At 63.9% G+C, this 12,819-nt stretch carries 13 protein-coding genes; 10 read left to right on the top strand and 3 right to left on the bottom strand.

Translation table 11 applies throughout. The features are described from left to right. The first annotated feature begins 1 nt into the window (after nucleotide 1). Genes AC07Y9_RS26580 through yacG form a run of 3 tightly spaced genes read left to right on the top strand, consistent with a single transcriptional unit; the run spans nucleotide 2 to nucleotide 1,694 of the window. A complete protein-coding gene (locus tag AC07Y9_RS26580) occupies nucleotides 2–874 on the top strand; it encodes a prepilin peptidase (RefSeq protein WP_102681370.1) in 873 nt (290 codons plus the stop codon). Next, nucleotides 871–1,494, top strand: coding sequence for a dephospho-CoA kinase (gene coaE, locus AC07Y9_RS26575; RefSeq protein WP_009045669.1), 624 nt, complete (start codon nucleotides 871–873; stop codon nucleotides 1,492–1,494). Before AC07Y9_RS26580 ends, coaE begins: the two co-directional genes overlap by 4 nt. Next, nucleotides 1,491–1,694, top strand: coding sequence for a DNA gyrase inhibitor YacG (yacG, locus tag AC07Y9_RS26570; RefSeq protein ID WP_009045670.1), 204 nt, complete (start codon nucleotides 1,491–1,493; stop codon nucleotides 1,692–1,694). Before coaE ends, yacG begins: the two co-directional genes overlap by 4 nt. A gap of 4 nt (nucleotides 1,695–1,698) precedes the next feature. On the opposite strand, the gene AC07Y9_RS26565 is transcribed toward yacG, so the two are convergent. From AC07Y9_RS26565 to AC07Y9_RS26555, 3 genes are all read right to left on the bottom strand, one after another. After that, nucleotides 1,699–1,914, bottom strand: a complete 216-nt coding sequence (locus tag AC07Y9_RS26565) for a hypothetical protein (protein WP_007924682.1) — start codon at nucleotides 1,912–1,914, stop codon at nucleotides 1,699–1,701. Between the two features lie 65 nt (nucleotides 1,915–1,979). Beyond that, nucleotides 1,980–2,669 (bottom strand): energy-coupling factor ABC transporter permease, encoded by a 690-nt coding sequence (locus tag AC07Y9_RS26560; RefSeq protein WP_102681371.1) that lies wholly within the window; start codon nucleotides 2,667–2,669, stop codon nucleotides 1,980–1,982. Further along, a complete protein-coding gene (locus AC07Y9_RS26555; RefSeq protein ID WP_102681372.1) occupies nucleotides 2,666–3,133 on the bottom strand; it encodes an FAD/FMN-containing dehydrogenase in 468 nt (155 codons plus the stop codon). Before AC07Y9_RS26555 ends, AC07Y9_RS26560 begins: the two co-directional genes overlap by 4 nt. 456 nt (nucleotides 3,134–3,589) lie before the next feature. On the opposite strand from AC07Y9_RS26555, the gene AC07Y9_RS26550 reads away from it, so the two are divergent. From AC07Y9_RS26550 to AC07Y9_RS26520, 7 genes are all read left to right on the top strand, one after another. Continuing rightward, complete coding sequence (locus AC07Y9_RS26550) at nucleotides 3,590–5,026, top strand: undecaprenyl-phosphate glucose phosphotransferase (protein WP_053262708.1); 1,437 nt, start codon at nucleotides 3,590–3,592, stop codon at nucleotides 5,024–5,026. Then, complete coding sequence (locus AC07Y9_RS26545) at nucleotides 5,026–6,486, top strand: mannose-1-phosphate guanylyltransferase/mannose-6-phosphate isomerase (RefSeq protein ID WP_053262709.1); 1,461 nt, start codon at nucleotides 5,026–5,028, stop codon at nucleotides 6,484–6,486. Before AC07Y9_RS26550 ends, AC07Y9_RS26545 begins: the two co-directional genes overlap by 1 nt. Further along, entirely contained in the window at nucleotides 6,486–7,397 is a 912-nt protein-coding gene (locus AC07Y9_RS26540; protein WP_172963076.1) for a glycosyltransferase family 2 protein, read from the top strand. Before AC07Y9_RS26545 ends, AC07Y9_RS26540 begins: the two co-directional genes overlap by 1 nt. A gap of 6 nt (nucleotides 7,398–7,403) precedes the next feature. Next, entirely contained in the window at nucleotides 7,404–8,237 is an 834-nt protein-coding gene (locus tag AC07Y9_RS26535) for a polysaccharide biosynthesis/export family protein (RefSeq protein ID WP_102681374.1), read from the top strand. 67 nt (nucleotides 8,238–8,304) lie between these two features. Beyond that, entirely contained in the window at nucleotides 8,305–10,287 is a 1,983-nt protein-coding gene (locus tag AC07Y9_RS26530; RefSeq protein WP_102681375.1) for a GumC family protein, read from the top strand. Continuing rightward, a complete protein-coding gene (locus AC07Y9_RS26525) occupies nucleotides 10,287–11,468 on the top strand; it encodes a glycosyltransferase (protein WP_062824564.1) in 1,182 nt (393 codons plus the stop codon). Before AC07Y9_RS26530 ends, AC07Y9_RS26525 begins: the two co-directional genes overlap by 1 nt. Further along, a complete protein-coding gene (locus AC07Y9_RS26520; RefSeq protein WP_102681376.1) occupies nucleotides 11,465–12,814 on the top strand; it encodes a glycoside hydrolase 5 family protein in 1,350 nt (449 codons plus the stop codon). Before AC07Y9_RS26525 ends, AC07Y9_RS26520 begins: the two co-directional genes overlap by 4 nt. Nucleotides 12,815–12,819 lie beyond the last annotated feature (5 nt).

The following is a 12,819-nucleotide window of genomic DNA, read 5'->3' as shown; positions in this document are numbered from 1 at the left end:
CATGTCATTGACTGAGGTCCTGGCCAGCTACCCGCTGGTCTTCGTAGCATCGGTGCTGGTCCTGGGCCTGATTGTCGGCAGCTTTCTCAATGTGCTGATCTGGCGGCTGCCAAAGATGCTCGAGCGCGACTGGCACGCCCAGGCCCGTGACATCCTCGGGCTGCCCGACGAGCCTGCCGGGCCGACCTACAACCTGTTGCTCCCGCACTCCCAGTGCCCGCACTGCGCGCACCCGATCCGCCCCTGGGAAAACATCCCGCTGTTCAGCTACCTGCTGCTGCGCGGACGCTGCTCCGCGTGCCAGGCCCCGATCGGCCGGCGCTACCCCCTGGTGGAGCTGACCTGCGGCCTGGCCTCGGCGTTCGTGGCCTGGCATTTCGGCTTTGGCTGGCAGGCCGGCTTGATGCTGTTCCTGAGCTGGGGCCTGTTGGCGATGAGCCTGATCGATGCCGATCATCAACTGTTGCCCGACGTGCTGGTGCTGCCCCTGTTGTGGCTGGGCTTGATCGTCAATGGCTTCGACCTGTTCGTCAGCCTCCACGATGCGCTGTGGGGCGCCGTGGCCGGCTACCTGTGCCTGTGGTCGGTGTACTGGTTGTTCAAGCTGCTGACCGGCAAGGAAGGCATGGGGCACGGCGATTTCAAGCTGTTGGCCATGTTCGGCGCCTGGGGCGGTTGGCAGATTCTGCCGATGACCCTGCTGCTGGCCTCACTGACGGGGGCCCTGGCCGGGATCGCCATGCTGCGCCGCAACCGCGCGCAAATGTCCACGCCTATCCCTTTCGGTCCCTTTCTGGCCATTGCCGGCTGGATTGCCTTGCTCTGGGGTGGTCAAATAACCGACTCCTATTTGCAGTTTGTCGGTTTCAGATGACCAAGCCTGTTTTCAAACCCTGGATCCTCGGCCTTACCGGCGGTATCGGCAGTGGTAAAAGTGCCGCGGCCCAGCACTTCATCGACCTGGGCATCCATGTGGTGGATGCCGACCACGCCGCCCGCTGGGTGGTGGAACCCGGCCGCCCGGCCCTGGCCCGCATTGCCGAACATTTCGGCGACAGCGTGCTGCAGGCCGATGGTCAACTGGACCGCGCCGCGCTGCGCAAGCTGATCTTCGAGGTGCCGCAACAACGCCTCTGGCTGGAAGCCTTGCTGCATCCATTGATTGCCGATGAAATCGCCGCCCACCTGGCCCGTGCCGAGTCGCCCTACGCGATTCTGGTGTCACCGCTGTTGATCGAGTCCGGGCAGTACGCGATGACCCAGCGGATCCTGGTGATCGATGTGCCGCAACAGCTGCAGATCGAGCGGACCCTGCAACGCGACCGGATCAGCGAACAGCAGATCCAGGCGATTCTCAAGGCCCAGGCGACCCGCGAAGACCGCCTGAGCCATGCCGACGATGTGCTGGTCAACGACCGCGACCTCGCCTGGCTGCACAGCGAGGTCGAACGCCTGCATCACTTTTACCTTACCTTGCGTGGAGGCCAGTCATGAGCCAACCCCTGACCGTGGAATGTCCAACCTGCGGTGCGCCCGTGGAATGGACCGCGAGCAACGTCAACCGTCCGTTCTGCTCGGACCGCTGCAAACTGATCGACCTCGGTGCCTGGGCTGCCGAAGAACACAAGATTCCGGTCAGCCCGGATGCCGAGGACGATCTGTTTTCCGACGATCTGCCGCCTCGCGCCCACTGAAGCCTCAAGGCCGCATGAAAGCGTAATCCTGCGTATCGTCGAGGTTCTCCGCGAGAAACTGCAACTCGTCGGCCAGATCCTCGCCGCTGCGCACCCGCCGACTCTCCTGCACCACCGCGCTGAGCAGGGCGCGCAGGCTCAAGCCCGGTTCGAAACCCTCTTGCTGCGCAGTATCCAGACTCTTGCGTACTTCCTGCCGCGCCCATTCATACACACTCATGACCCTGCTCCCGAACGGTTTTTACCGAGCATGGGACCGCGCCTGCCGAACGTGTTTGATATGGATCAAGAACGCGGATCGTCATCCTTCCACGGTGCCGACAGGTAACGGGTGCGGTTGAAGGTTTCCAGCCATTCGGGGCAGAACACCACCAGGGCGCTGACCACCATGCCGTTGATGAAGGCCTCGGGAAAGATGATCAGCCACAGGTAGCCGATGAAGTCTTCCAGCCATTCCGGCATGGCAAAACTCCCGTCGAACCACAGCAACCCCAGGCCAACCAACAGGCACAGCAAGGCCGACAGCGCGGCGGCAAAAAAACCGGAACAGAAGATATACACGAAGGGATTACGCGGCTGCGCGCGCTCCACCAGGATCGCGCAACATTCGGTGACCAGTACCGGCAGCAGGATCAGCAAGGCGCCGTTGATGCCGACCGCCGCCAGGTCCTGGCGACCCAGCGCGACCAGGCCCACCTGGGCAATCAGCCCGCCGACGATCGCCAGCGGCCAGTCCAGCAACAGGGTCACGGCCGTCATGCCGATGAAGTGATAGGACACCCCGGTATCGAAATCCCGGCGCACCAGCCACAACATGAACAACGCGAACACCGTACCGAACAGCAGATGCTGACGCCGGCTGTCGCTGAACAGCTCGACCCAGGGCGCGCGCCAGGCGGCCCAGACCAGCACTGGCACATAGATCAGCCAGCCGGCACCGAGAGTGAGCGGCGACAGCAGCGCGGCACTGATCATGGTTGCGCCTGCTCCAGCGCTGCACGCAGTTCGGCGGCCGTGCCGTACTCCCGTTGAGCCACCAGCCGGCCATCGTCGAGCTGCAGCCACAGGACTTTATCCACAGCCCCGGCGTAGCGCGGCGCCACCCGCCCGTCACGGTCGAGCATGACCCGGTAGCCATAATCACGCATCGCCGGCACCGCGAACATCCTGGCGATCACCGCCGGCATGCGCTGGATGTCCGCGACGAATACCGTGTGCCGGGCCTCCAGATAACCCGCGGGACGATCCTGCAAGGCGGCGTTTACCAGCTTGGCGCCATCCATGCTGCGCGCCACCAGCAGCGTCCGTGCCTGCCCGTCGAGGCTATAGGCCTGGTCGAATTGATCGAGCAAGGTCCAGGGCGCCAGACGCTCACCAACCTCCACCGCGTGCGCCAGCAATGGCATCAAACCCAGCAACAGCAATGACCAATACTTCACAGCTTCTTCCCCTTCCTTCGGTTAGTTCGCAGCGTCCAGTCTACACCGCCAGAGCGCCCCCACCCGAGGGCCGCATCAGCCATCAAGAACCCCGTAATCACGGGCGAAAGGGAATAAATCGCCACCGGTTGGACAAGAGTCGACCCCTGAACAACACTCCATTTATCCGTCACGCCCTCGCTCACGAATGAGCCAACTTCGTGACACATGCCCAGGCTGCCATTCGTCCTGGATGCGCAAAACCGTCAAAAAACCGATGCATAATGCAAAAAAAGGATTAATCTGCCAGAATTAGTCAATTCATTGACCATCAAAGCAGAAAAATAGTATTGTTTGGCCATCATAGGCCGCCAAAAAACAGACTTTTTTGCAGTAAGCCTTAGTTTTTTCAGCCTGCCTCTGTAGTGGCTTTACCCTTAACAGAGCTGGGTTCTTACCTGGCAACGACGGGATTCGATGCTTACGAAATCGATTGATAGCAGGTTCCTGACCCGAACCGGATTCATGGAACTCTTCATTTCGGGGGTAAAACTGACGCACGCCCTGTCCGCCGCCCTGCCTGGAATCCTGCTGCTCCTGAGTCTTGAATCCGCCAGTGCGGATATCTGGCCAACCGTACTCGGCCTGCTGCTGTTCTTTGCCGTCATCACCGTCATCCTGTTCCAGGCCCAGGGGGTCTACTCCGAAGAGTTCTTCAGCAATCGCCTGCGTCTGCGCACGATGCTGGTGGCCTGGACCTCCGCCTTCTGCATCCTGCTGGTCATGTACCTGGGGCTGCACCTGCTGCCGGTCTTCAGCCTGCGGGACCTGGCTGTCTGGTTCATCGCCAGCCTCGTGCTGTTTGGCATCGAGCGTCTGTTTCTGCTGCGCCTGTTCCATTCGTGGATGGCCAGGGGCAAATACCTGCAACGCACGGTGATCCTCGGTTTCAGCGAGAGCGCGCTGTTCCTTGCCGAACACATGCAGCGCCACGGCGATATCCGCTCCGGCCTGATCGGTTTCATCGACGATCGCAGCGACCGCGTGCCCAAGGCCTTCTGCGACCTGCCCTTTCTGGGCAACACCCAGAACCTGGAAGAGCTGATCCGTTCCGAGCAGGTCAATCAGGTCCTGATCGCCCTGCCCTGGGCTGCGCACGCACGCATCGGCGAACTGGTGCAACGGCTGCGGCAGTTGTCGGTGAATGTCGCCCTGGTGCCCGACATCACTACCCTGCGCTTTGGCCACAACCGCATGACCGATGTCGGCGGCATCCTGATGTTCAACACTTCCGAGCTGCCATTGCGCGGCTGGGCGCCGCTAATCAAGCGCTGCGAGGACATCCTGCTCGCCCTGCTGGGCCTGGTCCTGTTGTCCCCTGTGCTGCTGGCCACTGCCGTGGCGGTGAAACTCGATTCCAAGGGCCCCGTGCTCTTCCGGCAAAAGCGCTACGGCTACAACGACCGGCTGATCCGTGTGTTCAAGTTTCGCTCGATGTATGTCGAGCAGGCGGACCTCAATGCCGAACGGCAGACCACCCGGGAAGACCCGCGGATCACCCGGGTCGGACGCTTCATTCGCAAGACCAGCATCGATGAGCTGCCCCAGCTGTTCAACGTGCTGATGGGCAACATGTCGATTGTCGGGCCTCGCCCACACGCCACCGCCACCAAGGCGGCGGGAGTGCCGTTCGAACAGGCGGTGCGCGAATACAGCTCGCGCCATCGGGTCAAGCCCGGGATCACCGGCTGGGCGCAGATCAATGGCTACCGGGGAGAAACCGACACCCTGCAGAAAATCCAGAAACGAGTGGAGTACGACCTCGATTACATCTCCAAGTGGTCGGTCTGGCTGGATCTGTACATCGTTTTCATGACGGTTCCGGCCGTCCTCTCGACGAAGGAAGTCTACTGATGAGCGCATTCACTGGATTGATCCCCTGCATTATTTCCGGCGGCTCCGGCTCGCGCCTGTGGCCAGTCTCTCGGCAGAACATGCCCAAGCCATTCATACGCATGCGCGATGGGCAGAGCCTGCTGCAAAAGACCTTCGTCCGCGCCAGCAGCCTGGCGGACGTCAGCTGCGTGGTCACGGTGACCAACCGCGAGCTGCTGTTCCGCTCGCTGGACGAGTACCGCAACGTCAATCAGGGCAAGCTGGGCCTCGACCTGCTGCTCGAGCCGTTCGGGCGCAACACCGCCGTGGCAATCGCCGTGGCGGCCCTGCATGTGCGCGAGTACTGGGGCGACGAGGCGCAGTTGCTGATTCTTCCGGCCGACCACCTGATTCTCGACCAGGATGCCTTCGCCGCAGCCGTGGGCAAGGCGCGCAGCCTCGCCGAAGCAGGTTATCTGGCGACCTTCGGCATTCAGCCCGACAAACCCGAGACCGGTTTTGGCTACATCGAACAGGGCCCTGCGCTGAAGGAAGGTTTCCAGGTCGCGCGCTTCGTCGAGAAACCCAACCTGGCCACCGCCCAGGCCTACGTCGACAGCGGCAACTACTTGTGGAACGCCGGGATGTTCTGCTTCCGCGCCGATACCCTGCTGCAAGAGCTGACCCTGCATGCTCCCGAGGTGCTGAGCGCCGCCCAGGCCTGCCTGGAACAAGGCATGACCCTGGACAACAAGCACTGCCGCCAGCGTGAACTCGACGCCGACAGCCTGGCCCGCGCCCCGGACGTTTCGATCGACGTGGCCCTGATGGAGCGCTCCGAGCGGGTCGCCGTGGTGCCCTGTGACCTGGGCTGGAGCGACATCGGCTCCTGGGATGCGCTGCGCCAGCTGACCCCGAGCGACGCCGCCGGCAACCAGGTCAACGGCGAAGCCATCCTGCATGACGTGCGCAATTGCTATATCGACTCGCCCAAGCGGGTGCTCGGGGCCGTCGGCGTCAGCGACCTGATCATCGTCGACACCCCCGACGCGCTGCTGGTGGCCGATGCCTCGCGGACCCAGGACGTGCGCCATATCGTCACCGAACTCAAGCGCCTCGGCCACAGTGCCTACAGCCTGCACCGCACGGTCACCCGCCCTTGGGGGACCTACACCGTGCTGGAGGAAAGCAGCCGCTTCAAGATCAAGCGCATCATGGTCAAGCCCAAGGAATCGCTGTCGCTGCAGATGCATCATCACCGCAGCGAGCACTGGATCGTGGTCAGCGGCGCGGCCCTGATCACCAATGGCGACCTGGAGGTTCTGCTCAACAGCAACGAATCCACCTATATCCCCGCCGGCCATAAACACCGCCTGAGCAACCCCGGGATCATCGACCTGGTGATGATCGAAGTGCAAAGCGGCGAGTACCTGGGCGAAGACGACATCGTGCGTTTCGAAGACGTCTACGGCCGTGCCCCGGCGCAGGTAAAACCATGATGAAGGTGGCGCTGATCATTCCCGCCCGCAACGCCGCACCGCACCTCGAGCGGTTGCTCCCGGCGCTGGCCGCGCAGACGCTGCAACCGGACACGGTGCTGGTGGTCGACAGCAGCTCGACGGACGACACCGTCAGCCGCTTCCGGCAGTTCGGCGCCCGGGTCGAGGTCATCGCCGCCCAGCAGTTCAACCATGGCGGCACCCGACGCTGGGCGAGCGAGCAGGTGGATGCCGATGCGCTGATCCTGCTGACCCAGGATGCGATTCCAGCCACGCCCCAGACCTTCGCCAACCTGATCCAGGAGCTAGAGGAGGATCCACGGATCGGCCTCGCCTACGGTCGTCAACTGCCACATCCCGGGGCCGGGATTCTCGAGGCGCAGTCGCGCCACTTCAACTACAGCCCGCAGAGCCGCAGCAAAAGCCTGGCCGACGCCGGGGAGCTAGGGATCAAGACCTGCTTCAGTTCGGACTCGTTTTCCGTCTACCGGCGCAGCGCCCTGCAAGCGGTGGGCGGCTTTCCCGAGGACGTCATCGGCAGCGAGGACGCCCACGTCGCGGCGCGCATGCTGCTCAACGGTTATCTGGTGCGCTACGCCGCCAGTGCGTGCGTGCAGCATTCCCACAGCTACAGTCTGATGCAGGAGTTCCGCCGTTATTTCGATATCGGCGTGTTTTATGGCCGCGAGCCCTGGATCCGCGAAGCCTTCGGCACCGCGGGCGGAGAAGGCAAGCGTTACGTCCAGGCCGAGTTGCGCGCCTTGCGTGACGCCGGCCAGTTGCAACGCGTACCGGAAGTGCTGCTACGCAGCGCGCTGAAGCTGTTGGGCTATCGCCTCGGCCACGCCGAACAGCATCTGCCGACACCGCTCAAGCGTCGCTTGAGCATGTTCTCAAACTACTGGACCTGAGCTGTCATGATGACTATTAACCGACCTTCCCGGCTTTGTCTGTTGAGCATCCTGACCGCCACCCTGTGGCTGGGCGGCTGCTCGACCCCCGCCCATGTCGCGCTCCCCGACAGCGACACCCTCAAGGCTCGCCACGCGGCGGCACTGACCCTGGCCGACCTGCCGCCCGCCCAAGTGCTGATCCAGAGCGGCGACACCCTGCGCATCGTGCGCGATGCCCAGGAGCCAGCCAGCTCCGACGACATGACGATGTTCGTGGTGCGACCGGACGGTTTCATCTCGATGCCCAACATCGGCCGGATCAAGGCCGCGCTGCTGACCCCGGAAGACCTGGGCAAGGAAATCACCAAACGCTACACCCGTGTCTACCGCGAGCCCGAAGTGACCGTGAACATCGCCGTTGCCCCGAGCAACCGGGTATTCATCGGCGGCGCGGTGGCCAACCCGTCGTTCTTCAACCTGGCCGGCACCGTGTCGGTGGAACAGGCCCTGCTCAGCTCCGGTGGCGTGCTGCCCTCGGCCGACAGCTCCAACATCGCCCTGCTCAGGACCGGCCCCGACGGCAAGTACAAGATGTACTTCGTCGACCTCGGCAGCATGCTCAGCAACCCCGATCATCCGCTGGTCGCCCTGCAGCGCGGCGACCTGATCTACGTGCCGCAATCGACCATCGGCAGCACGGTGGAAGCGGTGGACATGTACTTCACCAAGCTGTTCCCGATCAACAAGGGGATCGGCCTGGGCTTCAACTACGACCTGAATGATCAGGAAGTGAAGAACAGCGGCAACACGATCAACAACTTCACCAGCAGTTCCACCGGTACCGGGACGGGGCAGTAAACAGGATCGATACGTTTGATCGGCCTCCATCAGCCACTGCTACAAGTACTTTCAACGGAGTGATCCCGTGATCGAAATACGCTCTCTACGCGACCTGTTGCGCCTGTTCTTCATCTTCCGTCGCGAGTTCAAGCTGGCGGTCATCACCACTATCGTGGTCGCGGTGCTGGGCGCCTTCCTGCTGCCGACGCGCTACGAGTCGGACGCGCGCCTGCTGGTCAAGCCCGGGCGCGACAGCACCACGGTGCCGATCGAAGCCGGCAATCGCCAGACGCTGATCTCGCCCAGCACCCAGCACGACCCGATCGTCGATGAGGAGAAGATGCTCACCGGTCGACCCATCGTGCACATCGTCGCCCAACGCTACCTGGAACTGAGCGCGGCCGCCGACCCCCAGGGTTTCTGGAAGACCCTCAAGTTCTACGCCAAAAAGGCCATGGGCACGGCCATCGATGCGCTGCGCAGCCTGCTGCAACTGGTCGGCCTGTCGGAACCGCAGAGCCCGCAGGACCGCCTGGCGACCCGCCTGGAAAAGAACTTCCAGGCCAGCCATGAAGCGGGTTCGTCGGTGATCGATATCAGCTTTACCTGGGACGACCCGGAAATCGCGCAACAGGTGGTGAAGATCTGGGTCGACACCTTCCTCGAAGAGCGCGCCCGGGTGCTCGGTCGCAAGAGCCTCTATGCCTTCTATGAGGGCGAAGGCAACAAGGTGGCCGCGCAGATCCTCAGCCTCAAGGAGCAATTGCAGGGCCGCCTGAAGCAGATCGATTCGATCAGCGTCGATGCCCGCCTGGAAAACCTCACCAGCCAGATCGACCGCCTGACCGACGCCCGGGTCAATGCGCAGAACCAGCTGTCCGGGATCAGCAGCTTCCTGATCAACGCCCGCCAGCAGATCCTCGATCAGCCCGTCGAAGTGGTGACCAGTCGCGAGACCAGCCTCAACCCGACCCAGCTCGACCTCAAGCGCCAGCTCAACACCCTGCAGGTGGAACGCGCGCGCTTGCTGCGCACCTATTTGCCCGAGGCGCCGGCGGTCAAGCAGATCGAACAGAACATCCACGACCTGCAGGCCCTCAGCGAACAGGAAGAGAGCCGCCTGGAACGCTCGAAGAACATCGCGCCCAATAGCCTGGTGACCAACGTCAAGCAGCAGGTCATCGATGCCCAGCTGCAACAGCGCCGGCTGACCGGGCAGATCGAGAACTACGACAAGACCCTGGCTGCCCTGCGTACCGAGCGCGACCGGGTACTGACCGACGAGCCCGAACTCAACCGCCTGACCCAGCAGTTGCGCACCGCGGAAAAGAGCTACGCGCTGTACTCGGAAAACCTGGAACAGGCGCGTATTGACCACGAGCTCGACAGCAGCCAGATCAGCAACATCGCGATCATCGAGCATGCCACCTTCAACCCGGCGCGGGTCTTCCCCAAGAGCCTGCTGATCCTGCTGTTCGCCATTCCCGCGGGCATCGCCGTGGGTCTGCTGACCATCTATGTCTGCTACCTGCTGGACCAGCGCATCCACGACGGCTCGCGCCTGCCGGAGCTGTTCCAGGTGCCGCTGTGGGGCAGCGTGCCGGACCTCGAGGACGCCACGCCCGCCGCCATGACCGCGAGCATCTACCGGCTCTACAGCCTGCTGCCCATGGACCGCATCGAGAGCCAGGGCTTGACCTTGGGCCTGACCTCGGCGCGCCATGGCGAAGGCGTGAGTTTCATCCTCGAACGCCTGCGCCGCCTGCTGGAGGAACGCGGCCAGCGCGTGCGGGTCAACGACAGCGCGCCGGCCCAGCCCGGTGAAGTCCTGCTGCTGGATGCCTCGGCCCTGCTGTCGAACCAGGAGGCCTTCCTGATCCTGCGCCGCGCCGACCTGATCGCCCTGGTGATCGAGGCTCGGACCAGCACCGTACCGATGATCGAGAATGCAATGTCGTTGCTGACTACCGCCTTCGGCAAGGTCGACGGGCTGATCCTCAACCGCCGCCGCTTCGAAGTACCGTCCAGGGTGCTGGAGCGGATCAACAGCTGGCGCGGTGCGGCCTGATGCGTATCGCCTTGCTGGCCCCGCTGCCGCCGGAACAGACCGGTATCGCCGACTACGCCGCGCATTTCAGCAATGCGCTGCGCGGTCTTGGCATCGAAGTGCTGACCCCGCTGGCCGGCTGTCACGATCCAGCGGAGCAACTGACGCGCCTGCGCGCCTTCGACTGGACGGGCGTCGACCTGGTACACGCCGAACTCGGCGGTGGCCGCTTCGGCGAATTCCAGGCGCTCGACTACCTGAGCAGCGAACAACCACGGATCCCCCGCACGGCCACGGTGCATGACCCGGAGCGCCTGATCTGGCGGCGCGCCCGGCTGTTCTGGCCACTGACCCTGCTCGAACGCCTGCCGCACCCGCTGCCGCAAGCGGCGGCGCTGCTCGCCGACCCGCTGACCCTGCGCGAAGAACGGCGCCTGGCCCGCGGCATGCGCCGGCTGATTACCCTGACCCGGCTGGGCGGCGACTGCCTGCGCCAGCGCATGGGCCTGCGACCGCAACAGGTGGCGGTGATCGCCCACGGCAACCTGCCGATCCCCGCGGCCGAGCTGCCGCCGCTGGTGCCGTTGCGCCTGCTGTACTTCGGCTTCATCTACCGCGGCAAGGGCATCGAAGACCTGATCGAAGCCCTGGCCCGCACCCTGGCGGCCAACCCGCAGTGCCGTGGCCAGGTCCGCCTGACCCTGGCCGGCGGCACCGCCCCGGAAATGACCTTCGACCCGGCCGGCAACTACCTCGACGGCCTGCGCCAGCGCATTCGCGAATTGCAGCTGGACGATGTGGTGGACTGGCAACTGGACCTGCCGTCCGCCGAGATCGCCCGCACCATCCAGGCCCACCATGTGATGGTGCTGCCGTACCGGGAATCGAAAAAGCTCGCCTGGCTCGGCCAGATGCGCGGCACCAGCGGCGCCCTGTCCTGGGCCAATGCCTGCGGTCGCGGGGTCGTCACCTCCAATGCCCGGGCCTTTGCCGAGGAGGTTGCCGGCGGCAATGGCGTGACTTATCAGCAAGGCGATGTCGAAGCGCTGAGCCAGCACCTGAGCCGTCTGGTGCTGGAGCCCGAACTGGCCCGCCAGTGGGCCGCGCGGGCCAGCGAGGCCGGGCAACAACGCGAGTGGAGCGCCACCGCGCGGCGCTTCGCCGAACTGTTCAACGAAGTGTGCAAGGAGCGATCGAAATGAAGACCCGACCAGGCCTTAAACGTCGCCCGCTATTGCGCTATCTGCCACTGGTCGCCGCGCTGGCGGTAGGCGGCGCCCTGCTGCTCAGCGAACAGGTCGATGCCACGCCGATCAACCTGGCCCCCGATCGCACCCTGGTGTGGAAGGACTACCTGGGGGTCAATGCGCATTTCCTGTGGTTCACCCCGCAGCAATACCGCAAACAGATCGCCGCCTATAAGCAGCTCGGCCTGCAATGGGTGCGGGTCGACCTGCACTGGGATCGGCTCGAACCCACCGAAGAGGGTTATCAACTCAGCACCCTCGACGAACTGGACCGGACCCTGAGCGACTCGAAACTCAAGTCGTTGTTCTACCTCGTAGGCTCGGCGCCCTTCGTGACCACCGCCCCCAAGGGCGGGCCGTTCCAGGATCAGTACCCGCCGCGCGATCCGAAAGTCTTCGCCACGCGCATGGCCATGCTGGCCCAGCGTTACCCGGACATCGACGCCTGGCAGGTGTGGAACGAGCAGAACATACCCAACAACTGGCGGCCGAAACCCGATGCCAAGGGCTACGGCGAGCTGCTGCTGGCGACCCATCAGGCGCTGAACCAGGTGGCGCCGGACAAGATCCAGGTCATGGGCGGCATGGCCTACTACAGCCAGATGCCGACCCAGCGCAACGCGCTGATGTTCGAGAAACTCGGCGAACTGGGCGTGCAGAGCCTGGGCATGGTCGCCGCCTACCACCCGTATTCGGAAACCCCGGAAAGCGATGAGCCGGGCAAAAATGAAGTGCTGCTGCGCGGCAAGCAGCTCAACGACATGCTGCACGGCGCCGGCCTGAAGAGGGTCTGGGCCACCGAGTGGGGCTGGTCGAGCTACGCCGGGCCCAAGGAGATGCAGCGGCTGATCGGCGTCGACGGCCAGGCCGACTACACCCTGCGTCGCCTGGCCCTGATGAGCGACCAGGACTACGAGCGGATCTTTCTCTTCGCCCTTTCCGATCTCGACTCGCGCGCCTCGGCTCGCGACCAGCATTACGGCCTGCTCGATCTCAACGGCGAACCCAAGCCGGTGTACAAGGCGCTCGCGCGGTTTCTCGAGATTACCGGCGCGCGCCTCAAACCCGGCAAGACGCCGGAGCTTGCGAACCTGCCCGACACCTTCTACAGCGTCTCCTGGACCCGCGACGACGGTAAGCGCCTGCTGATGTTCTGGAGCGCCAAGGGCGGCACCATCAAATTGCCGCAAGTGCACCAGGCCGAGCTCTACGATCCGCTCAGCGGAACCCGGGCCAGTCTCGACGCCGCGGACGGCATCCAGCCGGCTGTGAAATCGTCCCTGCAGATTCTCGTGTGGTAATCGAT

The sequence above is a fragment of the Pseudomonas sp. GW456-L12 genome (genome assembly GCF_059424045.1).
The sequence above is the reverse complement of the archived record's forward strand: the minus strand, read 5'-3'. Positions and strand labels throughout refer to the sequence as shown.

Bases quoted from the DNA above. Each gene is read 5' to 3' on its own strand.
- AC07Y9_RS26540 (WP_172963076.1), top strand. From the start codon at position 6,486: ATGAAGGTGGCGCTGATCATTCCCGCCCGCAACGCCGCACCGCACCTC.
- AC07Y9_RS26580 (WP_102681370.1), top strand. From the start codon at position 2: ATGTCATTGACTGAGGTCCTGGCCAGCTACCCGCTGGTCTTCGTAGCA.
- AC07Y9_RS26545 (WP_053262709.1), top strand. From the start codon at position 5,026: ATGAGCGCATTCACTGGATTGATCCCCTGCATTATTTCCGGCGGCTCC.
- coaE (WP_009045669.1), top strand. From the start codon at position 871: ATGACCAAGCCTGTTTTCAAACCCTGGATCCTCGGCCTTACCGGCGGT.
- AC07Y9_RS26560 (WP_102681371.1), bottom strand. From the start codon at position 2,669: ATGATCAGTGCCGCGCTGCTGTCGCCGCTCACTCTCGGTGCCGGCTGG.
- AC07Y9_RS26535 (WP_102681374.1), top strand. From the start codon at position 7,404: ATGATGACTATTAACCGACCTTCCCGGCTTTGTCTGTTGAGCATCCTG.
- yacG (WP_009045670.1), top strand. From the start codon at position 1,491: ATGAGCCAACCCCTGACCGTGGAATGTCCAACCTGCGGTGCGCCCGTG.
- AC07Y9_RS26565 (WP_007924682.1), bottom strand. From the start codon at position 1,914: ATGAGTGTGTATGAATGGGCGCGGCAGGAAGTACGCAAGAGTCTGGAT.
- AC07Y9_RS26525 (WP_062824564.1), top strand. From the start codon at position 10,287: ATGCGTATCGCCTTGCTGGCCCCGCTGCCGCCGGAACAGACCGGTATC.
- AC07Y9_RS26550 (WP_053262708.1), top strand. From the start codon at position 3,590: ATGCTTACGAAATCGATTGATAGCAGGTTCCTGACCCGAACCGGATTC.
- AC07Y9_RS26520 (WP_102681376.1), top strand. From the start codon at position 11,465: ATGAAGACCCGACCAGGCCTTAAACGTCGCCCGCTATTGCGCTATCTG.